Genomic DNA, 26551 nt, shown 5'->3' with positions numbered 1-26551 from the left:
GGGAGACGATCTCCACCCGCGGGGGAGGCCCCGCCCCCTCCCCGCCCGTCAGGCTGAGGCCATGACCAGCATCGAAGTCCAGGCACTCACCAAGGAGTACGGCACCAGGCGAGCCGTGGACGACCTGACCTTCACCGTCCTCCCCGGCCGCGTCACCGGCTTCCTCGGCCCCAACGGCGCCGGGAAGTCCACCACCCTGCGTCTCGTGCTCGGCCTCGACCGGCCCACCTCCGGGACCGCCACGGTCGGCGGCCGCCCCTACGCCAGCCTGAAGGACCCCCTGCGCACGGTCGGCGCCCTGCTCGACGCCGGGGCGGCGCACGGCTCCCGCACCGGCCGCGACCATCTGCGCGTCCTCGCCGCGAGCAACCGCATCCCGGCGTCCCGCGCCGACGAGGTGCTGGCGCGGACCGGACTCACCTCGGTGGCGCGGCGCAGGGTGAGGACGTACTCCCTGGGGATGCGCCAGCGGCTCGGCATCGCGGCGGCGCTCCTGGGCGACCCCGAGGTCGTGCTGCTCGACGAGCCGTCCAACGGTCTCGACCCGGAGGGCATCGTCTGGATCCGTGAACTGCTGCGCCGCCTCGCGGGGGAGGGCCGCACGGTCCTCGTCTCCAGCCATCTGATGAACGAGACCGCGACGTTCGCCGACCACCTGGTGGTCCTGGGCCGCGGACGGCTGCTGGCCGACACCCCGATACGGGACTTCATCAGCGCGCGCGTGGAGCCGCGCGTACGGGTCCGCACCAGTGACGCCGAGGCACTGGAGTCGCTGTTCGGCCGGCACGGCCTCGACGCCGACCGGCACGAGGACGGGCACTGGACGGTACGCCACGCGCGCGTGGACGCCGTCGGGCGGCTCGCCTCGCAGGCGGGCGTCCCGCTCCTCGAACTCGCCGCCGAGGAGGGCACGCTGGAGCAGGCGTACCTGGATCTCACCTCGGAGGCGACCGAGTTCACCGCACAGCCCCAGGAGGTCTGACCATGCCCAACGCACCCGTGCTCCACTCGGAGTGGCTCAAGATCCGTACGCTGCGGTCCCTTCCGGCCGCGCTGGTCGCGCTGTTCGTGGTGACGACGGCGTTCTCCGCGCTCGCTGGCGCCGACGCGGGCGACGGCCCGGACTCCGACCCGCTGTTCACCGCGCTGTCCGGGGTGCTGCCCGGTCAGATCGCCGCCGTCTCCTTCGGCGCCCTGGCCATGGCGGCCGAGTACCACGGGGGAGCCCTGCGGCTGTCGCTGGCCGCGGTCCCGCAACGGGGGCGCTGGTTCGCCGCGAAGCTGACGGCCGTCGGCGTGCCGGTCCTCCTCACCGGGCTCGTGACCGCCGCGGCTGCCCTCGCCGCCGCCCGCGCGGACGGCCTGACCGGCTCCGAGCAGGCGCGCGCGATCGCCGGATGCGGCCTCTACCTCATGCTCATGGCCCTGTTCGCGGCCGGCCTGACCGCCGTGTTCCGCAGCGGGGCGGCCACGCTGTCCGTCCTGATCCCGTTCATCCTCGTGGTGTCGTTCGTGGTCGGCGACTCGGTGGGCACCGTGGCCGACTTCCTCCCGGACAAGGCGGGACAGACCGCCCTTCACCGGACGTACGACGGCTCCCTCGGTCCCTGGTCCGGACTCGCGGTCACCGCGCTGTGGACGGCGGCCGCCCTCCTCGCCGGGGCGTGGAGCGTACGGCGCAGAGACACCTGACGCCACGCCAATTGTCAGTGGGGGCGGCGATACTGCACCCCATGGACGTCGTGAAGGATCTGGCCCTGACCGACTCGCTGTGCGCCCGGGAGTTCCCCGCCGCGCGCGACGGAGCGGACCCCGCCCTGGGCGGCCCCGGCTACTTCCTCGTGGTGCTGGGGGCCGCCGGCGGCGGCACGGCCGCCGACCTGTACGCCCACGAGGCGGCGCTCATACAGCGGTTCGAGGAACGCTGGGGGGAAGCATCGCGCTGGGGGAGCGTCACGCTGCTCGAACGCGCGGCCCGGGGTGAGGAGATACCCGAGCCCTGGGCCGAGCTCGGCGTCCGCGCGGACGACCTGCGGACCTGGCACGAGCCGGGCACCGGCCGCTGGGTCGGCATAGCCGTCGCCGACCGGGACCCGGAGGCGGACCCAGAACTCCTGCTGATGGTGACCGACCGGGACCCGCCCTGACGGGTCAGTCCTCCGCGGCCACCCGCAGCCGGGCGAACTCCTCCGCCATCGTCGCCGCCGTCCAGTGCGCGTTCAGCCCGCTCGGGTTGGGCAGCACCCACACCCGCGTCCGCCCGATCGTCCGCTCCTGCGGACCCACCCGCGCCCCGCGGTCGTCGAACGCCGCCCGGTAGGCGGTCACCCCGACGACGGCGAGCCAGCGCGGCCGCAGCCGCTCCACCTTGGCGGTCAGCAGTCGGCCGCCCTCGCGGTACTCCTCGGCGCTCAGCTCGTCGGCCCGCGCCGTCGCCCGCGCCACGACGTTCGTGATGCCGAGCCCGTACGACGGCAACTCCCCCTGCTCCGACGGCTTCAGCAGCCGCGGCGTGAACCCGGACAGGTGCAGCACCGGCCAGAAGCGGTTGCCGGGGCGGGCGAAGTGATGGCCGGTCGCAGCCGTCATCAGACCGGGGTTGATCCCGCAGAACAGCACGCGCAGGCCGTCCGCGACCACGTCGGGGACGAGGCGGTCGCGGGCGGCCTCCAACTGCTCGGCGGTGAAGCGCGGCATACCGTGCGCCAGGTCAGAGGATCGCGCCGGGCGTGTAGCCCGCGGCCTCCGGACGCTGCTTCACGATCTCCTCGATCCGGCCCACGACCACGCCGACCTGCGCGGCGGCGGCACCGGTGAAGGACAGCTTGTCGGCCATCAGCGCGTCCAGCGCCGCGCGGTCCAGCGGGATGCGCTCGTCGTCGGCCAGCTTGCCGAGCAGTTCGTTGCGCTCGGCGCCCTGCTCCCGCATCGCCAGCGCGGAGGCGACGGCGTGCTCCTTGATCGCCTCGTGCGCGACCTCACGGCCCACACCGGCGCGCACGGCGCCCATCAGCACCTTCGTGGTGGCGAGGAACGGCAGGTAGCGGTCCAGTTCGCGGGCGACGACGGCCGGGAAGGCGCCGAACTCGTCGAGGACCGTCAGGAACGTCTCCAGCAGGCCGTCCAGCGCGAAGAAGGCGTCCGGCAGGGCCACCCGGCGCACCACCGAGCAGGAGACGTCGCCCTCGTTCCACTGGTCGCCCGCCAGCTCGCCGGTCATCGACGCGTAGCCGCGCAGGATCACCATCAGGCCGTTGACCCGCTCGCAGGACCGGGTGTTCATCTTGTGCGGCATGGCGGAGGAGCCGACCTGGCCCGGCTTGAAGCCCTCGGTGACCAGCTCGTGCCCGGCCATCAGCCGGATCGTCTTGGCCAGCGAGGACGGCGCCCCGGCCAGCTGGACCAGCGCGGTCACCACCTCGTAGTCCAGCGAGCGCGGGTAGACCTGGCCGACCGACGTGAACGCCTGCGAGAAGCCCAGGTGCGCGGCGATCCGGTCCTCCAGCTCCGCGAGCTTCACCGGGTCCCCGCCGAGCAGGTCGAGCATGTCCTGCGCGGTGCCCACCGGGCCCTTGATGCCGCGCAGCGGGTAGCGGCCCAGCAGCTCCTCGACCCGGCCGTACGCCACGAGGAGCTCGTCGGCGGCGGTCGCGAAGCGCTTGCCGAGGGTGGTGGCCTGGGCGGCGACGTTGTGGGAGCGGCCGGCCATGACCAGCTCGGCGTACTCACCGGCCAGCTTGCCGAGGCGGGCCAGCACGGCCACCGTACGGTCGCGCATCAGCTCCAGCGACAGACGGATCTGCAGCTGCTCGACGTTCTCCGTGAGGTCGCGGGAGGTCATGCCCTTGTGCACGTGCTCGTGCCCGGCGAGCGCGTTGAACTCCTCGATCCGCGCCTTCACGTCGTGCCGGGTGACCTTCTCGCGCTCGGCGATCGACGCCAGGTCCACGGTGTCGAGGACGCGCTCGTAGTCGGCGATCGCCTCGTCCGGCACCTCGATGCCGAGGTCCTTCTGGGCCCGCAGCACGGCGAGCCAGAGCTGACGCTCCAGCTTCACCTTGTGCTCGGGGGACCAGAGCGTGGCGAGCTCGGTGGAGGCGTAGCGTCCGGCGAGGACGTTCGGGATGCGGGGCTTGGCGGGCGCAGAAGTCACGTGCACGGAGTTTACCCGGCGTCCCCCCGGCCCTCGGCGCCGCTCCGCCCGAGCGGTCAGGGCCCGCGGCCTCGGTGCCGGACCCGGACGGAAGCTCGTGGCGGGTCGATCGGGTGAATTCCCCGCCGGTGGCCGCGTCCCGGTTTCCCGGGACCTTCACAACTCGTTCATAGTCTGCGGGTCGCGGCATGTTCGCAGCTGTGCGTCACCGCTCCCGCCACGACCTCTCGAATTCCGGCGAGCGACGAATTCGTGTCGATGACCGACGTCGGCCCCCCTTTCCGTCCGAATCCGTCCGAAAGAAAGACAACGAGAATGCGCCAGGCTCTGACCAGGGGATTGATCGTGGCCGCCGCCGCGACCAGCGCCCTGTCCCTGTACGGCACCACCGCGTCCGCGGCCCCGCGTGTACAGGGCACCATGGTGAAATCCGCCGTCGTCCTGCCCGGCCACGCGAATGCGCCGGACTCCGACGGGCTTGATCAGCTGGACGACAAACTCGGCGCGATGGACGAGCAGCTCGACGGCGTGGACGAGAAGATCGACGCGCTGGAACTGCCGGGCGCCGCCCCGTCCGGGGAGGGCACCGCCTCCTACGGTTCCGACGAGCCGTCCGGCGCGAGCTACGGCGAGGACGAACCGGCCGGTGAGGCCGGCTACGGCACGGACGAGCCGAGCGGCTACGGCTCCGACGAGCCGTCCGGCGAGGACCACGGCTACGGCTACGGCGACGAGCCGTCCGAGCCCACCGGTCACGGCTATGGCTACGGCTCCGGGTACGGCGAGGAGTCCGGCACGCCGGACGAGCCCACCGGTCACGGCTACGGCTACGGCGACGAGCCCGGCACCCCCGAGCCCACCCCCACCCGGCCCGCCCCCTCGCCCACGCCCCACGAGCCTGGCCCGGCGCCCTCGCAGACCCCGCCCGCCGGACCGGACCGGCCGCACCTGCCCGAGACCGGGGCCGGAGGCCTCGTCGGAGGCATCGCCGCCAGCGGCGCGCTGCTGATCGCCGGCACCGTGCTGTACCGCCGTAGCCGGTCCGCCTCCCGCGGCCAGAACGGCTGAGACGGAGGGAACGGCCGAGACGGCTGGAACGGCTGGAACGGCCGAAACGGCTGGAACGGTCAACACACCAACGCCCCTGCCGCACGAGCCGGCAGGGGCGTCACCACGCTCCGGTGTCCTACGCGGCCGGCCCGTCGTAGGGCAGCAGCTCCGGGCGCTTCGCCGGCCGTCCGTCGCCCGAGGACCGGCCGGTCAGGCGCCGCCCTATCCAGGGCAGCAGGTGCTGACGTGCGAAACGCGCGTCCGCGACCCGCCGGGCGACCCAGCGCGGCGGCACCGCGGCCGCCAGCGGCGTACGCCACTCGGTGTCGGCCGGGTCGTAGCCGAGCGCCTGCCACACGGCCTCCGCGACCCGGCGGTGCCCGTCGGCCGTCAGATGCAGCCGGTCCACGTCCCACATCCGCGGGTCGCTCAGCGACGGCGCCCCGTACAGGTCGACGACGATCGCGCCGTGCCGCTCCGCCAGCTGGTCCACGCAGGCGAACAGCTCCTCCATACGGGGCCGGAACCGCTCCAGGACCGGCCCCTGCCGCCCCGGACTGCGCATGAGCACCAGCTGCCGGCAGGCCGGGGCCAGCTTCTCCACGGCCTCCTCCAGCAGGCCCCGCACCCGGCCCATGTCGCACTTGGGCCGCAGGGTGTCGTTGAGCCCGCCGACGAGCGTGATCACGTCGGCGCCCATCGCGGCGGCCACGTCGACCTGCTCGTCGACGATCTGCCCGATCAGCTTTCCGCGCACGGCGAGGTTCGCGTACCGGAAACCGGGGGTCTGGGCGGCCATCCGGCCGGCGAGGAGATCGGCCCAGCCCCGGTACGAACCGTCCGGGAGAAGGTCCGACATGCCCTCGGTGAAGGAGTCGCCGACGGCGACCAGGCTGCTGTGAGTGGGATTCGTCTGCATGGCGACGGAAATGGTATCCCGGGCTCCATACCCAGCGGTCGGTCGGCCCGGGAACCATCCTCCCGTCCTCCGTCAGACGCGCTGTCCGAACAGCTCCCGCAGCACGTCCTCCATGGTCACCAGCCCGGCGAGCCGCCCGTCGTCGCCCAGGACGGCCGCGAGGTGGGTGCGGCTGCCCCGCATCGCGGTGAGCACGTCGTCCAGCGGTGTGCTCTCGCGGACGCGCGCGATGGCCCGCATGTCCCGGATCTGGAACGGCACGTCTCGCGGGGAGGCGTCGAGCGCGTCCTTGACGTGCAGGTAGCCGAGGATGCGGCGGCCCGTGTCGACCACGGGGAAGCGCGAGAAGCCCGACTGCGCCGACAGCCTCTCCAGTGCCTCCGGGGTGACGCCCACGTGCGCGTAGACGACCCGCTCCAGCGGCAGCACCACGTCGCGTACGGGCCGGCGGCCCAGCTCCAGCGCGTCGTGCAGACGCTCGCGCGCACGGTCGTCGATGAGCCCGGCCTCACCCGAGTCCCGCACCATCCGGGCGAGCTCGGAGTCCGAGAAGGTCGCGGTGACCTCGTCCTTGGTCTCCACGCGCAGCAGCCGCAGCAGCGCGTTGGCGAACGCGTTGATCGTGAAGATCACGGGCCGCAGCGCGCGGGACAGCGTGACCAGGGGCGGGCCCAGCAGCAGGGCGCTGCGCACCGGCTCGGCCAGCGCGATGTTCTTCGGCACCATCTCGCCGAGGAGCATGTGCAGATAGGTGGCCAGGGTCAGCGCGATCACGAACGAGACCGCGTGACCGGCGCCCTCCGGGACGCCCACCGCGTGGAACACCGGCTCCAGCAGATGCGCGATGGCCGGCTCCGCGACGATGCCGAGGACCAGGGTGCACAGGGTGATGCCGAGCTGCGCCGCGGCCAGCAGCGCGGACACGTGCTGCAGACCCCACATCACGCTCTTGGCGCGGCGGTCCCCCTGCTCGGCGTAGGGCTCGATCTGGGAGCGGCGCACCGAGATCAGGGCGAACTCGGCGCCCACGAAGAAGGCGTTGACGACCAGCGTCAGCAGGCCGATGAACAGCTGTACGGCGGTCATCGCCCGTCCTCCTGCGTCTCGTGCTCCGCCGGTTCGTCGAGCGGGGCGTGCAACAGCACCCGCGCGGCCCGGCGGCCCGCGGCGTCCACCACGTCGAGCCGCCACCCGGCGACCTCGACCTCGTCGCCGACGGTGGGGATACGCCCGAGCTCCGTGGCGACGAGCCCGGCCAGGGTCTCGTAGGGGCCCTCGGGCGTCTTCAGGCCCACGCGCGCGAGCTGGTCGGTGCGCGCCGAGCCGTCGGCCGAGTACAGCGACCGTCCCAGCTCGTCGCTGCCGGCGGGGGCGATGTCGGGCGTCTCGTGCGGGTCGTGCTCGTCGCGGACCTCGCCGACGACCTCCTCGACGATGTCCTCCAGCGTGGCCACGCCCGCGGTGCCGCCGTACTCGTCGATGACCACGGCCATGGTGCGTTTGCCGGAGAGACGGTCGAGGAGGCGGTCGACGGTGAGGGTGGCGGGAACGAGCAGAGGTTCGCGCATCAGCTCCGACACCGGGGTGCGCGGCCGTTCCTCGGCGGGCACCGCGAGGATGTCCTTGATGTGGGCGGTGCCCACCACCGAGTCGAGGCTGCCCCGGTAGACCGGGAAGCGGGACAGGCCGGTCGCCCGGGTCGCGTTCGCCACGTCCTCGCAGGTGGCCGTGGCCTCGAGGGCGACGACCTGCACGCGCGGGGTCATCACGTTCTCGGCGGTCAGATCGGCCAGGTTCAGCGTCCGCACGAAGAGCTCGGCGGTGTCCGCCTCCAGGGCGCCCTCCCGGGCGGAGTGCCGGGCCAGCGCGGCCAGCTCCTGAGGGCCGCGCGCGGCGGCCAGCTCCTCGGTGGGCTCCACGCCGATCCGGCGCACTATGCGGTTCGCCGTGTTGTTCAGGTGGGTGATGAAGGGGCGGAACGCCGCGCTGAACCATCGCTGGGCGCTTCCCACGCGCTTGGCGACGGCCAGCGGGGAGGAGATCGCCCAGTTCTTGGGGACGAGTTCACCGACGACCATCAGGACGACCGTCGACAGGGCCGTACCGATGACCAGCGCGATCGAACTCGACGTCGAGCGGGAGATCCCCATCGACTCCAGCGGGCCCGCGAGCAGGGCGGCGATGGACGGTTCGGCGAGCATGCCGACGACGAGGTTGGTGACGGTGATGCCGAGCTGCGCGCCGGAGAGCTGGAAGGTCAGGTTCCGTACGGCCTTGAGGGCGCCCGAGGCGCCGCGCTCGCCGCGTTCGGCGGCGCGCTCCAGATCGCCGCGCTCGACGGTCGTCAGGGAGAACTCGGCCGCGACGAAGGCGCCGCACGCCAGCGACAGCAGGATCGCCACCAGAAGGAGAAGCACTTCGGTCATCGGGTCACCTCCGTCCCATGGTCGGACAGGGTGGGAACGTGCGCGCGATGTCTACAACTGGGAGGCTCGCCCATGGGCGGAGGCTCACACCTTTCACTGGAGGACCGAAGTGGAAGCCCAATGGTAAAGGATCGGCAAAGCGGTCAGTCGGTGAGGTGCTTCACCCACCGCCGCCAGTGGTCCTCGGGCGTGTACCCCGCTGCACGCCAGGCATGATGCGCACGCGTGTTCCGTTCCAGGACCATCGCGTCGCCGCGCCGCCCGCCGAGCCGTACGAACCGCTCCTCGGCGGCGGCCAGCAGCGCCGAGCCGATCCCCTGACGGCGCCGGTCCGGGTGCACCGCCAGCCGGTACAGATGGCAGCGCCAGCCGTCGAAGCCCGCTATGACCGTGCCGGCCAGCTCGCCGTCCACCTCGGCCAGGATCAGCGCCCCCGGGTCGCGGGCGACGAGCCGCTCGACGCCGTCGCGGTCGTCGCTGATGCTGGTGCCCTCGGCCGACGTCTTCCAGAAGGCCAGCACGGCGTCCAGGTCCCGGGCGGTGGCGGAACGCAAACGAAGATCACTCATGAGCCGATCCCACCACCGGGCCCGGGGCGCCGCAGAGGTTTCCGGCATATGGACGCCCGTCCCGGCTCCCGCCCGTCACTCGTGCGCGATGGCCGCCAGCACGTTCATGCGTGACGCGCGCAGCGCGGGCAGCAGCGCCGCCACGACCCCCACCACCGCCGAGCCGATCACCACGGCGACGATCGTGCCCCAGGGGATGGCCAGCGCCGTCATGCCCTGCAGCGCCAGCACCTGCTGCGCGCACACGCCCCACACCAGCCCCAGCGCCAGCCCGAGGACGGCGCCGAACACGGCGATCACCACCGACTCCAGCCGGATCATCCGGCGCAGCTGGCGCCGGGCCAGCCCGATGGCCCGCAGCAGCCCGATCTCCCGGGTCCGCTCCACCACCGACAGGGCGAGCGTGTTGACCACACCGAGCACCGCGATGACGATCGCGAGGCCCAGCAGGGCGTACACCAGGTAGAGCAGCACGGCGATCTGGTCGTGCACCAGGTCCTTGTAGTCGGCGACATCCCGGACCTGCACCTGCGGATACGGGTCGAGGGTCTTCTCCAGAGCGGTCCGCAGCGCGTCCGCGTCCGTGCCGGGGGCGGCGTTGACGTACACGGCCGCGTCCTGGCCGCCCGGCGCGTACTTCTCCAGCGTGGCCAGGCCGAAGAAGACGCCCCCCTGGGCGCCGAACCCGTCGACGGAGTCCTGGTCGGTGAGGGCGCCGACCGTCAGCCGGGCGCGGCGCCCGTCCTGGAACTCGACGGACAGCGCGCTGCCGGCCCGTACCCCGTGGTCCCGGGCGAAGTCGCGGTCCATCCCGAGGTGCCCGTCCGCCAGCGCGGCCGCGGAGTCCCCGCGCGCGTAGGTGAGATGGGCGACCTCGTCGAGCTCGGGTTCGTACCCGGCGGCGGTGGTCCGCACCTGGTCCCCGTCGGGCAGGCGAAGCGCGATCGTCGCGAGCTGCGAGCGGACCACCAGCCCGACCCCCTCGGTGGCCGCGATCCGGTCGGCGATCTCCCGGGGGAAGGGCACGAAGTTGCTGTCCTGCACCACGAAGTCGGCGCCGAGGGTCTTGTCGATCTGCCGGTCGAACGACGTCGACATCGACGCGCTCGCCACCGACATCCCGCCGACCAGGGCCAGGCCCACCATCAGCGCGGCCGCCGTGGCACCCGTGCGGCGCGGATTGCGCAGCGCGTTGCGCTGGCTCATCCGGCCGACCGGCCCGAACAGCGCCGGGAAGGCGCCGCCGAGCACCCGGATGACGGGACGCACCAGGAGCGGACCCGCCACGACCGTGGCGATGAGGGTCAGCAGCACGCCGGCCCCCAGCAGGGACGCGGCCGTGGACGTCCGTGAGGACACTGCGGCGCCCGCGAGCGCCGCCGCTCCCCCCGCGCCGACGGCCGAGCCCGCCACCGCGCGCAGCCGCAGCGGCCGCCCGACGTCCGCGATCTCCGCGTCAGCGAGGGCCGCCATCGGCGACACCCCGGCCGCCCGCCGGGCGGGGAGGTAGGCCGCGACGAAGGTGACGCCCAGCCCCACGACGTACGCGGCGACCGGCGTGCCCCAGCCGATCACCATCTCGCCGGTCCTGATGCGCATGCCCAGCAGGCCCATCAGCTCGATGAGCCCGACGGCCAGGCCGATGCCGGCGGCCAGCCCCGCCGTCGAGCCGACCAGGCCCAGCAGCAGCGCCTCGGTGAGCACCGAGCGGCGCACCTGGCGGCGGTCCGCGCCGAGCGCGCGCAGCAGCCCCAGCTCACGGGTGCGCTGGGCGATCAGCATGGAGAACGTGTTGACGATCAGGAACACGCCGACGAGGACGGCGACCCCCGCGAAGCCGAGCATCACGTACTTGATGACGTCGAGGAACGTGCCCAGTCGCTCGACGTCCGACTTCGCCTGCTCGTCGGCGGTCCGCAGTTCGTAGGCGGCGGCGTCGGCGCCCAGGGCCTCGGCCGCCCGCCGCTTGAGCTCCGGCTCGGTGACGCCCTCGGCCGCGTCGAGTTCGACGGCGGTCGCCGCGTCCGCGTCGCCGAGCAGTCTCGTCTGCGCGGTGGCCGTGTCGAAGAAGACCAGCGCCGCGCCGGGGTTGGTGGTGGTGAAGGTCGCGATGCCCACGACACGGACCGGGAAGGAGCCCCGCGGGCCGACCACGGTGAGCCGGTCGCCGACGCGCACGTCCGCCCGGTCCGCGGTGTCCGCGTCGAGCAGCACCTGCCCGTCGCCCCGCGGAGCGTGCCCGGAGGTGAGTTCCACCGGGCTGCGCTCGGTCGGGTTCCAGACGGCGGCCTGCGTCGGCGCACCCGAGGTCGGGCTCACCCGGCGGCGGTCGGCGTCGACGACGGTGATGCCGTCCACGTCGACCTCGGCGCGGGCCGCCGAGACGCCGTCCACCTCGGCGAGGCGCCCGGCCAGCGCGGCCGGCAGGGTCGCGGTGCGCCCGGAGGAGATCGTCTCGTCGAAGGACTCCTTGGGGGTGACGGTGACGTCGGCGGCCGTCGAGGCGAACAGGCGGTCGAACGTGCGGCCGACGGTGTCCGAGAAGATGAGGCTGCCGACGACGAAGGCCACCGACAGGAGCACCGCCAGGGCCGAGAGCGCGAGCCGCCCCCTGTGGGCGAGGAAGCTCCTGAGGGTCGCCTTGAGCACCGGTCAGCCCTTCTCGAGCGCCGGGCCCTCCCCGGCCTCGACACCCGGGGCGCGCCCGCCGTCCTCGGAGGCCCCGCGGATCACGTCGAAGCGTTTCATCCGTTCCAGCACGGCCTCCGCCGTGGGGTGGCGCATCTCGTCGACGATCCGCCCGTCCCCGAGGAACAGCACGAGATCGGCGTGGGCCGCGGCCCCCGGGTCGTGGGTGACCATGACGACCGTCTGTCCCAGCCGGTCGACGGCCTCGCGGAGGAAACCGAGCACCTCCAGGCCCGCCCGCGAGTCCAGGTTGCCGGTGGGCTCGTCGGCGAAGATCAGCTCCGGCCGGGAGGCGAGCGCGCGGGCGCAGGCCACGCGCTGCTGCTGGCCGCCGGACAGCTGGGAGGGCCGGTGCCGCAGCCGGTCGCGCAGCCCGAGCGTGTCGATGACCTGGGCCAGCCACGCCTCGTCCGGTCTGCGGCCGGCGATGTCCAAGGGCAGGGTGATGTTCTCCGCCGCGGTCAGCGTCGGGATGAGGTTGAACGACTGGAACATGAACCCGATCCGGTCCCGCCGCAACCGGGTCAGCTCACGGTCCTTCAGCCCCGTGATCTCGGTGTCGCCGAGCCAGACCCGTCCCGCCGAGACGTCGTCCAGGCCGGCCAGGCAGTGCATCAGCGTGGACTTCCCCGATCCCGAGGGCCCCATCACCGCCGTGAACCGGCCGCGCGCGATGTCCACGTCCACCGCGTCGAGGGCGAGCACGGCGGTCTCACCGGAGCCGTACGCCTTGGTCAGTCCGCGAGCGCGGGCCGCCACCCGTTCGGCCGGCGCGGGATCGGGGACGTACTGCGCAGCTGCTGTGGACAAGGCCGCCTCCTCACGGGACGCACCGACGGCCGCCGGGACGTCGCCCCTTCTCGTCGCCGCCGAGCCTAATGTGATCCACCCCACACCGGGTATCCTTCTGTGGTCCCGCGTCGCCTCCGACCCAGGTGGGGGACCCGGAGCCGATGTAAGGGGCATCCGATGCCGCCGGGGGACGCTTGCCGTGCTAGCACCCGCGCGCTAGCTTCGAAGCATGGCGAAGACCCAGCTGAACGTGAGAGTGGACGAGGGCACGGCCCGCGCCGCCCGCGAACGCGCCCTGGCCCGCGGGATGAGCGTGAACCGCTACATCGAGGAGCTGGTCCGCCAGGACACCGGCGAGGTCGGCCACACCTTCGTGGAGGCCGCGGCCGACTTCATGAAGCAGTACGAGTCGGTGTTCGCCGAGGAGTTCGGCACCGACCGCGAGGGCCCGCGCGAAGGGCGCCACTGATCCGTTGAGCCCGCTGACCATCGATCTCGCCTGGCTGCTCATGGTCGCCGAGAAGCGCACACCGGGCGACCCCACGGTCACCGACTGGGGCGCCCTCGTCGCCGCCGTCGCCCGCCACCAGGCCGAGATATTCGACGTCCCCGTCTACGACAGCCCCCAGGCCCGCGCCGCATCCCTGCTGCAACTGCTCATGCGGGTCCCCGCGCTGGAGCGCTCGAACGCGATGTTCGCCTCCGCGGTCGCCTACGCCTACCTCGTGGCCAGCGGCCTCAAGGTCGTCACCTCGCCCGAGCAGGTCCGCGACCTGGCCCGCCTGGTGCACGGCGGCGAGGCGTCCGTACAGGACATCACGCGGGAACTGGAGAGCTGGAGCCTGTGACCGCGCTACCGGCCGGTTGACGTCCCGGCGTCCGCCGGGCGCCACGCCGTGCCCAGCACGCAGTACGACGCGGGCAGGGCGGGCCCGTTCTCCGGGACCATCAGCCGCCCGTAGGGGCCGAGTTCGAGCCCCGCCTCCCGCAGCGCCGCCACCGGGTCGCGCGAGAGATGGCAGCCGCCGCTGACCAGCGGCCACACCGTACGGTCCAGCACGCGCTGGGTGCGCAGCATCGCAGGCCCGCCGCCCCGGCCGTGCTCGAAGAACCGCACGCTCCCGCCGGGCCGCAGCACCCGGCACACCTCGGACAGCGCCCGCGGCACGTCCCGCACACTGCACAGCACCAGCGACAGCACGACAGCGTCGAAGCCCTCGCTCTTGACCGGCAGCGCCTCCGCCGTGCCCGGCACCACGTCCACGGGCACCTCGGCGCGCAGCGCGGCCTCCACCGCCAACCGCCGCAGCAGCCGCTCCGGTTCGATGGCGACGACCTCGGAGACCGTGGCCGGGTAGTGCGCGAAGTTCAGGCCGTTGCCCGCGCCGATCTCCAGCACCCGGCCCGACAACCCGCCCAGCAGCCGCTCCCGGATCCGGGCCATGCCCATCCGGGTCTCGGCGCCCGCGCTCACCCGGGCGTAGTAGCGGGCGAACACCGGATGATGCACGGCGTCGCGGGGACGGGCGCCCGCACGGGCGGATCGCTGGGCCATCGGACCTCCCGGGCAGAACGGAACTCACCCCCGATTCTCCCCCGAACGGCGATGCCCCACCCCCCGCCGCGCGCGTCCGTCCGCCGCGTGTACCCGTCCCGCGCGACGCCTCAGAGCGCCATGCGCTCCCGGAACCCGTCCGCGTCCCACCGGCCGAAGAGGCGGGGCGCCAGCCAGTCGGGGGCGGCCGCGCGGAACCCGGCGGAGGGCAGCCCGCCCGCGCCCGCGGGCACCGCGCCCAGCAGCGGCGCCTCCGACACCTCCGGGAGATCCGCCACGTTGCAGCGCGACGCCAGGTCCGGTTCCCCGGGCCAGCTGCCGATCACCACACCGAGCGGGTCGAGGCGCCGGCGCCGCAGCTCACGGGCCGTCAGCTCCGTCGTGTTGAGGGTGCCGAGACCGGCCGACGCCACCACCAGCACGGGGGCCGCCATCAGCTCGGCCGCGTCCGCCAGGGTGCCGCCCGCCTCGTCGAAGCGGACGAGGAGCCCGCCGGCCCCCTCCACCAGCACCAGGTCGTGCTCCGCGGCCAGCTTCGCGGCGGCCTCGGCGACCTCCGCCGGACGGACCGGCGTCCGGCCCGCCCGCCGCGCCGCCGTCGCCGGGGCCAACGGGTCCGGATACCGGGCGATTTCGGCCGTGGTGACGGGACCGGCGAGCCGCGCCACCTCGGCGGCGTCCCCGTCCTCGTCCGGGCCCACGCCCGTCTGCGCGGCCTTGAGCACCGCGACCGTACGGCCCGAGGCGAGCGCCGCCGCGGCCACCGCCGCGGTGACGACCGTCTTGCCGACCTCCGTGCCCGTGCCCGTGACCACCAGTACCGGCATCTCAGCCCTCTCGTGCGGCCGCGCACACCGCGCGGGCGATCCGTGCGACGTCCGCGTCGCCCGTGACGTACGGCGGCATCGTGTAGACCAGGTCGCGGAACGGCCGCAGCCACACGCCCTCGCGCACGGCGGCCGCCGTCGCCGCCCGCATGTCCACCTCGTGGTCCAGCTGGACGACGCCGATCGCGCCGAGGACCCGTACGTCCTTGACGCCCGGCAGGTCCGCTGCGGGCGCCAGACCGGACCGCAGCCCCGCCTCGATCCGCCCGACCTCGGCCCGCCAGTCCTGGCCCAGCAGCAGCCCGATCGACGCGCAGGCGACCGCGGCCGCCAGCGGGTTGCCCATGAAGGTCGGGCCGTGGGCGAGCACCGGCACCTCGCCGCGCGAGATGCCGTCCGCGACCCGCGCCGTGCACAGCGTCGCCGCCATCGTCAGATAGCCGCCGGTCAGGGCCTTGCCCACGCACATCACGTCCGGCGTCACCGCCGCGTGGTCCGCCGCGAACAGGGCGCCCGTGCGCCCGAAGCCGGTCGCGATCTCGTCGAACACGAGCAGCACGTCGTGCGCGTCGCACGCCTCCCGCAGCACCCGCAGATACGCGGGGGAGTGGAACCGCATCCCGCCGGCGCCCTGCACCACCGGCTCGACGATCACCGCCGCCAGGTCGTCCGCGTGCCGCTCGATCAGCGACCGCAGCCGTTCGGCGTACGCCTCGTCGTACTCGGCCGGCGGCGCGTCGGCGAACACCTGACGCGGGAGTACGCCCGCCCACAGTTCGTGCATCCCGCCCTCGGGGTCGCACACCGACATCGGCTGCCAGGTGTCGCCGTGGTAGCCGCCGCGCCAGGTCAGCAGCCGCCGCTTGCCGGGCCGCCCCAGCGAACGCCAGTACTGCAGGCACATCTTGACGGCGACCTCGACCGACACCGAGCCGGAGTCGGCCAGGAAGACGTGCTCGAGTCCCTCGGGCGACATGTCGACAAGGAGCTTCGCCAGCCGTACGGCGGGCTCGTGCGTGAGCCCGCCGAACATGACGTGGCTCATCCGCGCCAGCTGCGCGTGCGCCGCATCGTTGAGGACCGGGTGGTTGTAGCCGTGGACGGCCGACCACCACGACGACATGCCGTCGACCAGCTCGCCCGAGCCGTCGGCGAGCCGCAGCCGCACCCCGCTCGCCGACTCCACGACGAGCGGCTCGGCGCGGCCCGGCATCGGACCGTACGGATGCCAGACGTGCCGCCGGTCGAGGTCCAGCAGCTCGGGCACGCCCAGGCCGGGCAGCTCAGGCATTGGGCGCGATGTCGGTCCCGGCGCCCCGTCGGCGGACGGCGACCAGATCGGTGCGCGGCTCGCCGGCCGGGGCGGAAGCCTCCGTACCGGGCGCGGGGGCGGCCGTACCGCACACCCCGCCGTCCGCGTGCGAGCCGCATCCGGCGCTCCCGTGCGATCCGCAGCCCGCGCTCCCGTGCGATCCGCAGCCGCCCCCGGCCGCGGCCGCCCGGTGCTCCGGAAGGGTCACCTGGCCGGCTCCCTCCACCTCGAACCCGGCGTCCGCGATCATCTCCAGGTCGGCCTTGCCGGCCTGGCCCTCGGTGGTGAGGTAGTCGCCGAGGAAGATCGAGTTGGCGAGGTGCAGGGCCAGCGGCTGCATCGTGCGCAGATGGACCTCGCGGCCGCCCGCGATGCGGACCTCCACGTCCGGGCAGACGAAGCGGACCATCGCGAGGATGCGCAGGCAGCGCTGAGGGGTGAGGTTCCACTCCTTGGCCAGCGGGGTGCCCTCGACCGGGATCAGGAAGTTGACCGGCACCGAGTCCGGGTCCAGCTCGCGCAGCGCGTAGACGACGTCGACCAGGTCCTCGTCGCTCTCGCCCATGCCCGCGATCAGCCCGGAGCAGGCGGACAGACCGGCCGCGTGCGCCTTGTTCACCGTGTCCACCCGATCGGCGTACGTGTGGGTGGTGGTGATCTCCCCGTACGTGGACTCCGAGGTGTTCAGGTTGTGGTTGTAGGCGTCCGCGCCCGCCTCGCGCAGCCGCTCCGCCTGCCCGTCCGAGAGCAGCCCGAGGCAGGCGCACACCTCGACGCCCTCGTTCCCGTCCTTGATGGCCTTGATGGTCTCGGAGACCCGGTCCACGTCCCGGTCCGTCGGGCCGCGCCCGGACGCCACCAGGCACACCCGCTTGGCGCCACCCGCCAACCCCGCGGCCGCGGCCTGCGAGGCCTCGTCCGGCTTCAGCCAGGTGTACTTGAGGATGCCGGCGGTGGAGCCGAGCCGCTGCGAACAGTACGAGCAGTCCTCCGGGCACAGGCCCGACTTGAGGTTGACGAGATAGTTCAGCTTCACCCGCCGGCCGAACCACTTCCGGCGCACCTTGCCGGCCGCGGCCACCACGTCGAGCAGGTCGTCGTCGGAAGTGGCGAGAACGGCGAGCGCTTCCTCGCGGGTCGGCAGCTCGCGCCGAAGCCCCTTGTCCACCAGCGTGTTCAGCAGGTCCATGGGAGGTGATCCTGACGTACGGAGGGGGCCGGAGCCAAGGTGAGTTTGCACAACCCTGTCGATTCGATGTGTGGGTATTGCCACACCGTGGGCGGCGGTCCCGGCCGCTAGTGTCTGTGCACTGCCTACAAAAGCCCGGAGGAGCCATGGCGTTCGGCTGGATCGACGAACAGGCGGACCAGCGCCGCCGCGCCGGACTGGTACGGACCCTGCGCCCCCGCCCCGCCGACTCCCCGCTCCTCGACCTCGCGAGCAACGACTACCTGGGTCTGGCCCGGCATCCCGAGGTCGTCGAGGGCGCCGTCCGGGCCACACGGACCTGGGGCGGCGGCGCGACCGGCTCCCGCCTCGTCACCGGTACGACGGAACTGCACGCGGAGCTGGAGCGGGAGCTGGCCGACTTCTGCGGCGCCGAGGCGGCGCTCGTCTTCTCGTCCGGCTACGCGGCCAACCTCGCCGCCGTCACCGCGCTCGCGCCGCACGGCTCGCTGATCGTGTCGGACGCGGGCAACCACGCCTCGCTCATCGACGGCTGCCGGCTGGCCCGGGGCACCACCCAGGTCGCCGCCCACGCCGACCCGGACGCCGTGCGCAAGGCGCTGCGCACCCACGACGGTCCGGCGGTGGTCGTCTCCGACACCGTCTTCTCGGTCGACGGCGACGCCGCCCCGCTGGCCGCCTACGCCGAGGTGTGCCGGGAGCGCGGTGCCGGGCTGGTCGTGGACGACGCGCACGGCCTCGGCGTCCTCGGGGACGGCGGCCGGGGCGCCCCGCACGCGGCCGGTCTCGCGGGCACGGAGGACGTCGTCGTGACCGTCACGCTGTCCAAGTCGCTCGGCAGCCAGGGCGGTGCCGTGCTCGGTCCGGCCCGGGTGATCGACCACCTGGTCAACGCCGCGCGGACGTTCATCTTCGACACGGGGCTGGCCCCCGCGCCGGCGGGTGCCGCGCTTGCGGCCCTGCGACTGCTGCGCCGTGAGCCGGAACGGGCCGCGCGGGCCCGCGCGGTGGCGGGCGAGCTGCACACCCGGCTGACGGCCGCGGGTCTGGAGGCGGTGCGTCCGGACGCCGCGGTCGTCTCCGTGCGGGCGCCGTCCCCGGAGGGGGCCGTGCGGTGGGCGGCCGAGTGCCGTGCGGCGGGTCTCGCCGTGGGCTGCTTCCGTCCGCCTTCCGTGCCGGACGGCATCTCACGGCTGCGGCTGACCGCCCGCGCGGACCTCTCCGAGGGGCAGATCGAACGCGCTGTACAGGTCATCGGTACGGCACGACCATGAGTCGGCGTGACACGGCCGGGCGGCACCGGAGCGGGCAGAAACGATCAGAAACGGTCAGGTCTGGAGCGCGGCCGTGAAACCCGCCCAGCTCTCGGGGGAGAAGAGCAGCGCGGGCCCCGCCGGAATCTTGGAGTCGCGCACGGCCAGCAGGCCGGTCCAGGGACCGGAGTGCGGCCGGGCCGTCTCGACGCAGTTGTTCGCCCCCGTGCTGTAGCTGCTGCGCAGCCAACGGGCGTCCGGTAGTTCGGTGCTCGACCTGAGGTTCCGAGGCAGTGCGGTCATGGTGCCTCCTTACGCGCCGCCACCTATCGCGGCGATGTGATCCAGCGATTCCTCGGGCGAAAGGGCGTGGAGCCGAAGGGCGTCGAAGGCCTCCGTGTAGGCCTGGAGGTCTTCTTTCCGTTCGAGATAGAGGCTACTCGTCAAGTGGTCGAGAACAACCACGTCTAGATCAGAAGTGCTCGAAAATGAGAAGATAACGAAAGGCCCGGTGATGCCGACATGCTCACCGGCCGTGAACGGGAGTACCTGCAGGCTCACTTGGGGGAGTTGTGCCGCCTCCAGCAGCCGCTCCAGCTGGCGCCGCATCACCTCGGGCCCGCCGATCTCCCGGCGCAGCACCGCCTCGTCCAGCACCGCGCTGAGCCTCAGCGGCGGATCGGCGCGCAGCACCTCCTGCCTGGCCAGCCGGACCGCGACCAGCGCGTCGAGCCGGTCGTCGGCGCCGTCGTCCGTCCCGCCCGTCGCCGCCCGGGTCACCGCCCGCGCGTACTCGGGGGTCTGCAACAGCCCCGGTACCACGGACGTCTCCAGCGTGCGCATCGCGCTCGCCTGGGACTCCAGACTGATGAAGTCCCGGTACGTCGGCGGCAGGACGCCGCGATAGGCGTGCCACCAGTGGTGCCGGCCCGCCGCGTCGGAACCGGCCAGCGCCAGCAGCACCTCCCGCAGCCGCGCGTCCCGGACGCCGTAGGCGTCGAGGAGTAATCGCACATCGGCCGGTTTCACCCCGCTGGCGCCCGTCTCGATCCGGCTCACCTTGGACTGGTGCCAGCCCACCAGGCGGGCCGCCTCGCCACTGGTGAGCCCGGTCCCGGTGCGCAACGCACGCAGTTCCGCGCCCAGTTTCCGGCGGCGGACCGCCGGGCCGTGCTGCATGGGCAACTCCTTACTCCGACCGGGCCGCCCAAATACGGTCTGCCGTCGCAGAGTTCACCGCTTCGAGCGACAGATATATGCATATCTTGGTGGATCGCCACCCGCGACCGGCCCGGTGATGGCAGTCTGGCGGCGAAGCACAGTCCGGGACCGTACTCGAACCTTCCGCTCCGTGTCGGACCGCGGTCCCGTCGGAAAGGGATGACGTCGCCATGGCAGACCATCTGGAAGCATCCGTCACCCTGCCGAGCGATCCCGCCTCGGTCTCCGCGGCACGGTCCTACGTCATCACCACGCTCGCCGAGTGGGGGCTGCCGCCGGAGACGGAGGCGGCGGAGACCATCCGGCTCATCGTCTCCGAACTCGCCACCAACGCCGTCCAGCACACCCTCGGGCAGTCGCCCACCTTCACCGTGGACCTCGAGCTCGACCGCGACGAGCACCTGCGCATCGGGGTGACCGACAGCCATCCGCGGTTCCCCAAACGACTGCCGGCCGCCGTCCAGCAGGACAACGGCCGGGGCATGGTGATCATCCGCTGGCTGACCGCCGAGTGCGGCGGCCGGCTCCGGGTGTGGCCGACCCGGGAGGGCGGCAAGACGGTCTCCATCGAGCTGCCGTGGACCGTACCGGCCTCGCCGGTCGCGGTCGCGGCGCCGCAGGAGCCGTAGGCCGTGCCCGCGACCTCGCGGAAACGACCGAGGAGCGCCGCGTGGTGCCGCACCGGGCGCCGCGCGGCGCGCTCCGCCCCCGTCGGCCCCGGGAGGCCCCGGAGGCGCTGGAGGGCCCGGCCCGTGCCGGAAGCCCTCCGCGCTCCGGGAGGGCGCCGGCGGGGGTAGGGGCGCCATGCGCGCCCCGCGGGGTCACTTGACCCGGCCGTACCAGACGCTCCTGGTCCAGATCTTCTGCAGCCGGACCACGTCACCGCTCTTGGGGGAGTGCCAGATCTTGCCCTTACCGGCGTAGATGCCCACGTGGTAGACGTACGAGCCCGAGTGGAAGAACACCAGGTCACCGGCCTTGCGGCTGGAGGCGGAGATGTGGCGGGTCTTGTTGTACTGCTGGGCCGCCGTGCGGGGCAGCTTCTTGCCGGCCTTCTTGAACGAGTACAGCGTCAGCCCGGAGCAGTCGAACCGGTTCGGGCCCGTGGCGCCCCACTTGTACGGCGCCCCCTTCTTCGAGGCCGCGATCTGAAGTGCCTTCGTCGCGGGCGCGGCGGCCTCCGCCTCCGAGGCGAGACCGGGCGTCACGATCGAGCCGCCCACGGCGGCGAGAGTGAGGGCCGAGGCCGTACCGGCCCTGGCCATGAGCGACGGGACACGATTGAGCGCAGTCATGCGCAACCCTTCGTCAGCCGCCTGTGAAGGATGACCTGTCGGATTCGGGCTGGCGAAGTTGCCCGGCCGCTCTGTCGCGGCTTCACCCCAAGGGTTGCTCGGTTCGAACGAACGTCCGTACCGGCGACCCGTCTTGCTCGGGTCCTCCACTCCTGCCGATCCACTCCTGTCGACCGGTCATCCGGGCGGCGGCAGGACTCGGCGTCCGCCCGGATCGCCCCGCCGCTGCGGCGGGGTCTTGTCGTCAGTCAGGGATCTTGGCGCACGGAAGAACGAAAATCCCAACGGAACCGGGGATTTGTGGTGTTACTCACCACTCACCCGTTCGGGTGGACGCTACTGCGTTCGAGAACATGGCCAGATGCCCGACGAGCCCCGGACCAGCGGCGGAAGGCTCAAATGCGGCTGCGCGTCCCGCCCCTGACGCAAGCCGTACGAGCGCGCGGACGGAGTGAGGAATACGCCGAGCGGGGGTACGCCATTCGGTCCGTTTCGGCGTGGCGGACGACGTCCCGGCGCGAGGGCCGCGGACCGGAACGCGGCTGTGGCGCCGTCAACTGTCGGAGCGCGGCGGCAGCGTGACACGAGCCGTGCGGCGCCCCCCGTCCAGGACGCGCAGCGCGCGCTCCAGCGTGCGGGCGGGCAGCTCCGTCCCGCCCCGACGGTGCGTCAGCGCCGGCGCGTCCCGGAGCGCGACCGCCTTGCCGACGAGCGCCTGGGCGGCGCGCGAGCGCCGGCAGGTGTCGCCGTCCTTGGCCGGGGTGGATCGCCCCAGCAGGTCCACGACCTCCGGGTAACGGTCGATCAGCTCCGCCTCCGCACACGCGGCTCCGTCTCCGCACACGCGGCTCCGTCTCCGCACACGCGGCTCCGTCTCCGCACACGCGGCTCCGTCTCCGCACACGCGGCTCCGCCTCCGCACATGCCGACGGGGGAGCAGGGGGCTGTCCGGGTGGCGGCACCGTCCGGTTCCCGAGGGGGAGCCCGGACGCGCCGAGGCCGTGCGTCCCCGTCCGCTACAGCGGGGGCGCACGGCCGGTTCGGTGGTCCTGCCCTGTCCGGGGTTACCCGACGGGGGCAGGCCGGCGGGTCGCGGCCGGTTCGGCGGTGGTCGCGTCCGCCTTCAGGCGGGCGCCCAGCAGGACCGCGCCGAGACCCAGGGCGGCCCACCAGGTCAGGGTCAGGGCGGGGCCCACCGCCGCGGCCCCGTCGAAGAAGGACACCGAGCGCAGCAGGGTCGTACCCGCGCCCGGCGGCAGCCACTGGCCGATCGTGCCGACCGGCTCCGGCAGCATCTGCGGCGCCGACGCCGCCCCCGAGAACGGATTGCCGATCAGCATGACCGTGGCGGCCATGAGTCCTGTGCCGGCCGGTCCGATCAGTGCGGCGAGCCCGGCGACGCCGGCGCTCACGGAGAGGCTCATCAGCGCGAAAACCCCGGCCTCCGCCCACCAGTCACCCGTGATGACGCCCAGCCAGCTGTGCGCCAGTGCGGCGGCGATCAGGCCGATCAGGGCGGCCACGCCCACGAGGGCGCCGGCGGCGCCCGAGCCGCGCAGCCCCAGCACGGTGACCGCGGCGCCCGCCGCCATGCCCGCGAGGGCGAGCGGCAGCACGCTGGACGTCAGGGCCGCCCCGCGCGGGTCCTTCTCCGGCGACGGCACCACGTCGACGGTCTCCACCCGCGTCCCCTCGGCGGCCGCCTGCCCGGCCACCGCCTGCTGCAGCAGCATGGCCACGGCCGGGCTCGCGGCGGACGCGGTCAGCAGCCGGGGGCCTTGCGGCGTCACGACGACCGCGCCGTACACGTCCCGGTCCTCGATGGCGTCGCGGGCGGCCGCCTCGTCGGCGTAGCGGTGCACCTCGAACGCGCCGTCGTGGGCGGAGAGCTGCCGCTCCATCCGCGTCACGGCCGAGGCGGGGCCCGCCACGCCGAGCGGGAGGTCGCGCGGTGCGGTGCGGGCGGCAGGCCAGGCGAACGCCCACAGGGCGAGGGCGGCCAGCACGGGGACGAGCACGACCACCGCGACCAGGCGCCGGGGTGCGGCCTTCCTGGGCGGTGTGGCGGACGGCGAGGACATGGGATCTCCCGTTGGATCTCAAAAAGAAGGATCGTTCGTTTTTGGTGGGACCACCGTGCTCACACCGGCCGGCGCTTGTCAAGAAGGAATGTTCGTTTTACTTTTGTGGACATGGCCCGCGTATCCCAGGAACACCTCGACGCACGCCGCCGCCAGATCCTCGACGGCGCCGCCCTCTGCTTCGCCCGCAACGGCTTCCACGCCACCTCGATGCAGGACGTGCTCAAGGAGGTCGACCTCTCGGCGGGGGCCGTCTACCGCTACTTCAAGGGCAAGGAGGAGCTGATCGGCGCGATCGTCGCCGAGGTGCTCGGCTCGGTCCGCGGGGCGTTCGAGGAGGCCGCGCGGCAGAGCCCGCCCCCGCCGCCGGACGAGCTCGTCGCCTACGTCCTCGGCCGCACCCTCGCCGAGCGCGCGTCCCTGGTCGTCGACGGCAGGCCCGCCTTTCCCCGGCTCGTCGTCCAGGTGTGGACGGAGACCCTGCGCAACGAGGAGCTGGCCGCGATCCTGCGCGAGGGCTACGGCTCGGTGCGCGCCGCCTGGGCGCGGATCGTCGAGGGCTACCAGGACGCCGGGATGATGCGGACGGACGCGGACCCGGACCACGTCGCCCGCACGATGATCGCCTCCGTGCTCGGATTCATCGCCCAGCAGAGTCTGTTCGGGCCCGCGCCCGTCGACGTTCTGCAGCAGGGGCTGCGCGCCCTGATGAGCATGCGGTACGACGACGCGTCCCCCGGCGGTCCCGCGCGGGGTTAACGCGCCCGAAACGCGGTCCAACTAGCCTGCCGACCCACGCCACCGGGCCCTTCGCCCGACGGCGTCGGCAACCGGACCCCGCACGGTCCGGAGCGAGGACTGTGAGGTGGGACGCCGTGCAACTGACCCCGCACGAGCAGGAGAGGCTGCTCATCCACGTGGCGGCCGACGTCGCCGAGAGGCGCCGGGCCCGCGGGCTCCGGCTGAACCACCCCGAGGCCGTCGCCCTCATCACGGCGCACATCCTCGAGGGCGCGCGCGACGGCCGTACGGTCGCCGAGCTGATGTCCTCCGGCCGGACCCTGCTCACCAGGGACGACGTCATGGAGGGCATCCCCGAGATGATCCACGACGTGCAGGTCGAGGCCACCTTCCCCGACGGCACCAAGCTCGTCACCGTCCACGACCCGATCGTCTGAGGGCGGCCATGATTCCCGGAGAAGTCCTGTTCGCCGAGGGCCCGATCGCATACAACGAGGGCCGCGAGGTCACCCGGCTGACCGTCCTCAACGCCGCCGACCGGCCCGTCCAGGTCGGCTCCCACTACCACTTCGCCGAGGCCAACCCCGGCCTGCGCTTCGACCGTGCCGCGGCCCGCGGCAAGCGGCTGAACGTCGCGGCCGGCACCGCCGTGCGCTTCGAGCCCGGCATCCCCGTCGACGTCGAACTCGTCCCCCTCGCCGGCGCCCGTGTGGTGCCGGGCCTGCGGGGCGAGACCGGAGGTGCCCTCGATGCCTGAGATCTCCCGCGCCGCCTACGCCGACCTGTTCGGGCCGACCACCGGTGACCGCATCCGGCTCGCCGACACCGATCTGCTGATCGAGATCGAGGAGGACCGCTCCGGCGGACCCGGACGCGCCGGCGACGAGGCCGTGTTCGGCGGCGGCAAGGTCATCCGCGAGTCCATGGGCCAGTCCCGGGCCACCCGCGCCGACGGCACCCCGGACACCGTCGTCACCGGGGTCGTGATCGTCGACCACTGGGGCATCGTCAAGGCCGACCTCGGCATCCGCGACGGCCGGATCACCGGCATCGGCAAGGCCGGCAACCCGGACACCATGGACGGGGTGCACCCGGACCTCGTCATCGGCCCGGAGACCGAGATCATCGCGGGCAACGGACGCATCCTCACCGCCGGCGCCATCGACGCCCACGTCCACTTCATCTGCCCCCAGATCGCCGACGAGGCGCTCGCCTCGGGCATCACCACGCTCGTCGGCGGCGGCACCGGCCCCGCCGAGGGCTCCAAGGCCACCACCGTCACCCCGGGCCCCTGGCATCTGGCCCGGATGCTGGAGGCGATGGAGGGGCACCCCGTCAACTTCGGCCTGCTGGGCAAGGGGAACACCGTCTCGCAGGAGGCGATGCTCTCCCAGATCCGCGGCGGCGCGCTCGGCCTCAAACTGCACGAGGACTGGGGCTCCACCCCGGCCGTCATCGACGCCTCGCTGACCGTGGCCGACCGGACCGGCGTACAGATCGCCATCCACACGGACACCCTGAACGAGGCCGGATTCGTCGGTGACACGCTTGCGGCGATCGCGGGCCGGGGCATCCACGCGTACCACACCGAGGGCGCGGGCGGCGGGCACGCGCCGGACATCATGACCGTCGTCTCCGAACCGCACGTGCTGCCCAGCTCCACCAACCCGACGCGGCCGTTCACCGTCAACACCGCCGAGGAACACCTCGACATGCTGATGGTGTGCCACCACCTCAACGCCGCCGTGCCCGAGGACCTGGCCTTCGCCGAGTCCCGGATCCGCCCGTCCACCATCGGGGCCGAGGACATCCTCCACGACCTCGGCGCCATCTCCATCATCTCCTCGGACTCGCAGGCCATGGGACGCGTCGGAGAGGTCGTCCTGCGCACCTGGCAGACCGCCCACGTGATGAAGCGGCGCCGCGGCCCCCTGCCCGGCGACGGACACGCCGACAACCACCGGGTGCGCCGCTACGTGGCCAAGTACACGATCAACCCGGCGCTCGCCCAGGGCCTCGGCCGGGAGATCGGCTCCGTGGAGACCGGCAAACTCGCCGACCTGGTGCTGTGGGAGCCGGCGTTCTTCGGCGTCAAACCGCACCTCGTCATCAAGGGCGGGCAGATCGCCTACGCGCAGATGGGCGACGCCAACGCGTCCATCCCGACGCCCCAGCCGATCCTGCCCCGCCCGATGTTCGGCGCGATCGGCCGGGCGCCGGCCGCGAACTCGGTCAACTTCGTGGCACCACTGGCCCTCGAGGACGGGCTGCCGGAACGGCTCGGGCTCGGCAAGCGGTTCGTGGCCATCGAGTCGACACGCGGCGTCACCAAGGCCGACATGCGGGAGAACGACGCGCGGCCCGAGGTGCGCGTCGACCCCGACAGCTTCGCCGTGCACATCGACGGGGAGCTGGTGGAGGCCACGCCCGCCGCCGAACTGCCCATGGCCCAGCGTTACTTCCTCTTCTGAGGACGGCCG

29 protein-coding genes and 1 riboswitch are annotated in these 26551 nt (G+C 73.2%); of the genes, 12 read left to right on the top strand and 17 right to left on the bottom strand.

Annotated elements, in window-relative coordinates; translation table 11 throughout:
• Positions 1 to 61 precede the first annotated feature (61 nt).
• Genes ADL34_RS03835 through ADL34_RS03825 form a run of 3 tightly spaced genes read left to right on the top strand, consistent with a single transcriptional unit; the run spans position 62 to position 2147 of the window.
• On the top strand, positions 62 to 982 hold the full coding sequence (locus ADL34_RS03835) for an ATP-binding cassette domain-containing protein (RefSeq protein ID WP_062668098.1): 921 nt from the start codon (positions 62 to 64) through the stop codon (positions 980 to 982).
• 2 nt (positions 983 to 984) lie between these two features.
• Positions 985 to 1692 carry an ABC transporter permease gene (locus tag ADL34_RS03830; protein ID WP_062668097.1) on the top strand — a complete coding sequence of 236 codons (708 nt, stop codon included), beginning with the start codon at positions 985 to 987 and terminating at the stop codon, positions 1690 to 1692.
• Positions 1693 to 1733: 41 nt separating this feature from the next.
• Positions 1734 to 2147 carry a hypothetical protein gene (locus ADL34_RS03825; protein ID WP_062668096.1) on the top strand — a complete coding sequence of 138 codons (414 nt, stop codon included), beginning with the start codon at positions 1734 to 1736 and terminating at the stop codon, positions 2145 to 2147.
• 4 nt (positions 2148 to 2151) lie between these two features.
• Here ADL34_RS03825 and mug read toward each other — a convergent pair whose 3' ends face one another.
• A complete protein-coding gene (mug, locus tag ADL34_RS03820; protein WP_062668095.1) occupies positions 2152 to 2697 on the bottom strand; it encodes a G/U mismatch-specific DNA glycosylase in 546 nt (181 codons plus the stop codon).
• Positions 2698 to 2710: 13 nt separating this feature from the next.
• On the bottom strand, positions 2711 to 4153 hold the full coding sequence (gene purB, locus ADL34_RS03815; RefSeq protein ID WP_062668094.1) for an adenylosuccinate lyase: 1443 nt from the start codon (positions 4151 to 4153) through the stop codon (positions 2711 to 2713).
• A gap of 315 nt (positions 4154 to 4468) precedes the next feature.
• Here purB and ADL34_RS03810 point away from each other — a divergent pair, with 315 nt between their 5' ends.
• Positions 4469 to 5221, top strand: a complete 753-nt coding sequence (locus ADL34_RS03810; RefSeq protein WP_159038885.1) for a hypothetical protein — start codon at positions 4469 to 4471, stop codon at positions 5219 to 5221.
• A gap of 118 nt (positions 5222 to 5339) precedes the next feature.
• Here the strand turns inward: ADL34_RS03810 and ADL34_RS03805 are convergent, their stop codons facing one another.
• The 6 genes from ADL34_RS03805 to ADL34_RS03780 form a co-directional block, all read right to left on the bottom strand.
• Positions 5340 to 6122 (bottom strand): SGNH/GDSL hydrolase family protein, encoded by a 783-nt coding sequence (locus ADL34_RS03805; protein ID WP_062668092.1) that lies wholly within the window; start codon positions 6120 to 6122, stop codon positions 5340 to 5342.
• A 72-nt stretch (positions 6123 to 6194) separates the two neighbouring features.
• Complete coding sequence (locus tag ADL34_RS03800) at positions 6195 to 7208, bottom strand: hemolysin family protein (RefSeq protein WP_062668091.1); 1014 nt, start codon at positions 7206 to 7208, stop codon at positions 6195 to 6197.
• Positions 7205 to 8548, bottom strand: a complete 1344-nt coding sequence (locus ADL34_RS03795; RefSeq protein WP_062668090.1) for a hemolysin family protein — start codon at positions 8546 to 8548, stop codon at positions 7205 to 7207. Before ADL34_RS03795 ends, ADL34_RS03800 begins: the two co-directional genes overlap by 4 nt.
• 143 nt (positions 8549 to 8691) lie before the next feature.
• Positions 8692 to 9117: a GNAT family N-acetyltransferase gene (locus tag ADL34_RS03790; protein WP_062668089.1), complete on the bottom strand. Its 426-nt coding sequence runs from the start codon at positions 9115 to 9117 to the stop codon at positions 8692 to 8694.
• Between the two features lie 75 nt (positions 9118 to 9192).
• The gene (locus ADL34_RS03785; protein WP_062668088.1) at positions 9193 to 11766 is read right to left on the bottom strand and encodes an ABC transporter permease; all 2574 of its coding nucleotides are present in this window, start codon (positions 11764 to 11766) and stop codon (positions 9193 to 9195) included.
• A 3-nt stretch (positions 11767 to 11769) separates the two neighbouring features.
• A complete protein-coding gene (locus ADL34_RS03780) occupies positions 11770 to 12615 on the bottom strand; it encodes an ABC transporter ATP-binding protein (RefSeq protein ID WP_062668087.1) in 846 nt (281 codons plus the stop codon).
• 211 nt (positions 12616 to 12826) lie between these two features.
• Here ADL34_RS03780 and ADL34_RS03775 point away from each other — a divergent pair, with 211 nt between their 5' ends.
• Positions 12827 to 13066, top strand: a complete 240-nt coding sequence (locus ADL34_RS03775; RefSeq protein WP_062668086.1) for a hypothetical protein — start codon at positions 12827 to 12829, stop codon at positions 13064 to 13066.
• A 4-nt stretch (positions 13067 to 13070) separates the two neighbouring features.
• Positions 13071 to 13445 (top strand): hypothetical protein, encoded by a 375-nt coding sequence (locus ADL34_RS03770; RefSeq protein WP_062668085.1) that lies wholly within the window; start codon positions 13071 to 13073, stop codon positions 13443 to 13445.
• Positions 13446 to 13450: 5 nt separating this feature from the next.
• Here the strand turns inward: ADL34_RS03770 and ADL34_RS03765 are convergent, their stop codons facing one another.
• The 4 genes from ADL34_RS03765 to bioB all read right to left on the bottom strand — a co-directional run bounded on the left by ADL34_RS03765 (position 13451) and on the right by bioB (position 17480).
• Positions 13451 to 14152, bottom strand: coding sequence for a class I SAM-dependent methyltransferase (locus ADL34_RS03765; RefSeq protein WP_062668084.1), 702 nt, complete (start codon positions 14150 to 14152; stop codon positions 13451 to 13453).
• A 110-nt stretch (positions 14153 to 14262) separates the two neighbouring features.
• Positions 14263 to 14979, bottom strand: a complete 717-nt coding sequence (gene bioD, locus ADL34_RS03760; protein WP_062668083.1) for a dethiobiotin synthase — start codon at positions 14977 to 14979, stop codon at positions 14263 to 14265.
• A gap of 1 nt (position 14980) precedes the next feature.
• A complete protein-coding gene (locus tag ADL34_RS03755; protein ID WP_107115622.1) occupies positions 14981 to 16270 on the bottom strand; it encodes an adenosylmethionine--8-amino-7-oxononanoate transaminase in 1290 nt (429 codons plus the stop codon).
• The gene (bioB, locus tag ADL34_RS03750) at positions 16263 to 17480 is read right to left on the bottom strand and encodes a biotin synthase BioB (RefSeq protein WP_062668082.1); all 1218 of its coding nucleotides are present in this window, start codon (positions 17478 to 17480) and stop codon (positions 16263 to 16265) included. Before bioB ends, ADL34_RS03755 begins: the two co-directional genes overlap by 8 nt.
• Before the next feature lie 146 nt (positions 17481 to 17626).
• On the opposite strand from bioB, the gene ADL34_RS03745 reads away from it, so the two are divergent.
• Positions 17627 to 18754 (top strand): 8-amino-7-oxononanoate synthase, encoded by a 1128-nt coding sequence (locus ADL34_RS03745; RefSeq protein WP_062668081.1) that lies wholly within the window; start codon positions 17627 to 17629, stop codon positions 18752 to 18754.
• A gap of 54 nt (positions 18755 to 18808) precedes the next feature.
• Here the strand turns inward: ADL34_RS03745 and ADL34_RS03740 are convergent, their stop codons facing one another.
• Complete coding sequence (locus tag ADL34_RS03740) at positions 18809 to 19036, bottom strand: DUF397 domain-containing protein (RefSeq protein WP_062668080.1); 228 nt, start codon at positions 19034 to 19036, stop codon at positions 18809 to 18811.
• Between the two features lie 9 nt (positions 19037 to 19045).
• Complete coding sequence (locus ADL34_RS03735) at positions 19046 to 19912, bottom strand: helix-turn-helix domain-containing protein (RefSeq protein WP_062668079.1); 867 nt, start codon at positions 19910 to 19912, stop codon at positions 19046 to 19048.
• A gap of 212 nt (positions 19913 to 20124) precedes the next feature.
• On the opposite strand from ADL34_RS03735, the gene ADL34_RS03730 reads away from it, so the two are divergent.
• Positions 20125 to 20583 (top strand): ATP-binding protein, encoded by a 459-nt coding sequence (locus ADL34_RS03730; protein WP_062668078.1) that lies wholly within the window; start codon positions 20125 to 20127, stop codon positions 20581 to 20583.
• A 192-nt stretch (positions 20584 to 20775) separates the two neighbouring features.
• Here ADL34_RS03730 and ADL34_RS03725 read toward each other — a convergent pair whose 3' ends face one another.
• From ADL34_RS03725 to ADL34_RS03715, 3 genes are all read right to left on the bottom strand, one after another.
• The gene (locus ADL34_RS03725; RefSeq protein WP_062668077.1) at positions 20776 to 21249 is read right to left on the bottom strand and encodes a C40 family peptidase; all 474 of its coding nucleotides are present in this window, start codon (positions 21247 to 21249) and stop codon (positions 20776 to 20778) included.
• Between the two features lie 3 nt (positions 21250 to 21252).
• A riboswitch (cyclic di-AMP (ydaO/yuaA leader) is annotated at positions 21253 to 21463 on the bottom strand.
• A gap of 339 nt (positions 21464 to 21802) precedes the next feature.
• Positions 21803 to 22093, bottom strand: a complete 291-nt coding sequence (locus ADL34_RS03720) for a hypothetical protein (protein WP_234374931.1) — start codon at positions 22091 to 22093, stop codon at positions 21803 to 21805.
• A 220-nt stretch (positions 22094 to 22313) separates the two neighbouring features.
• On the bottom strand, positions 22314 to 23330 hold the full coding sequence (locus ADL34_RS03715; protein ID WP_062668075.1) for an ABC transporter permease: 1017 nt from the start codon (positions 23328 to 23330) through the stop codon (positions 22314 to 22316).
• Between the two features lie 111 nt (positions 23331 to 23441).
• On the opposite strand from ADL34_RS03715, the gene ADL34_RS03710 reads away from it, so the two are divergent.
• The 4 genes from ADL34_RS03710 to ADL34_RS03695 all read left to right on the top strand — a co-directional run bounded on the left by ADL34_RS03710 (position 23442) and on the right by ADL34_RS03695 (position 26542).
• The gene (locus tag ADL34_RS03710) at positions 23442 to 24089 is read left to right on the top strand and encodes a TetR/AcrR family transcriptional regulator (RefSeq protein ID WP_062668191.1); all 648 of its coding nucleotides are present in this window, start codon (positions 23442 to 23444) and stop codon (positions 24087 to 24089) included.
• 116 nt (positions 24090 to 24205) lie between these two features.
• The gene (locus ADL34_RS03705) at positions 24206 to 24508 is read left to right on the top strand and encodes an urease subunit gamma (protein WP_055622481.1); all 303 of its coding nucleotides are present in this window, start codon (positions 24206 to 24208) and stop codon (positions 24506 to 24508) included.
• 8 nt (positions 24509 to 24516) lie between these two features.
• Entirely contained in the window at positions 24517 to 24828 is a 312-nt protein-coding gene (locus tag ADL34_RS03700) for an urease subunit beta (RefSeq protein ID WP_062668074.1), read from the top strand.
• Positions 24821 to 26542 (top strand): urease subunit alpha, encoded by a 1722-nt coding sequence (locus ADL34_RS03695; protein ID WP_062668073.1) that lies wholly within the window; start codon positions 24821 to 24823, stop codon positions 26540 to 26542. Before ADL34_RS03700 ends, ADL34_RS03695 begins: the two co-directional genes overlap by 8 nt.
• Positions 26543 to 26551 lie beyond the last annotated feature (9 nt).

The organism is Streptomyces sp. NRRL WC-3605, assembly GCF_001509795.1.
In the GTDB taxonomy this organism is placed as follows: Bacteria; Actinomycetota; Actinomycetes; order Streptomycetales; family Streptomycetaceae; genus Streptomyces; species Streptomyces viridochromogenes.
The sequence above is the reverse complement of the archived record's forward strand: the minus strand, read 5'-3'. Positions and strand labels throughout refer to the sequence as shown.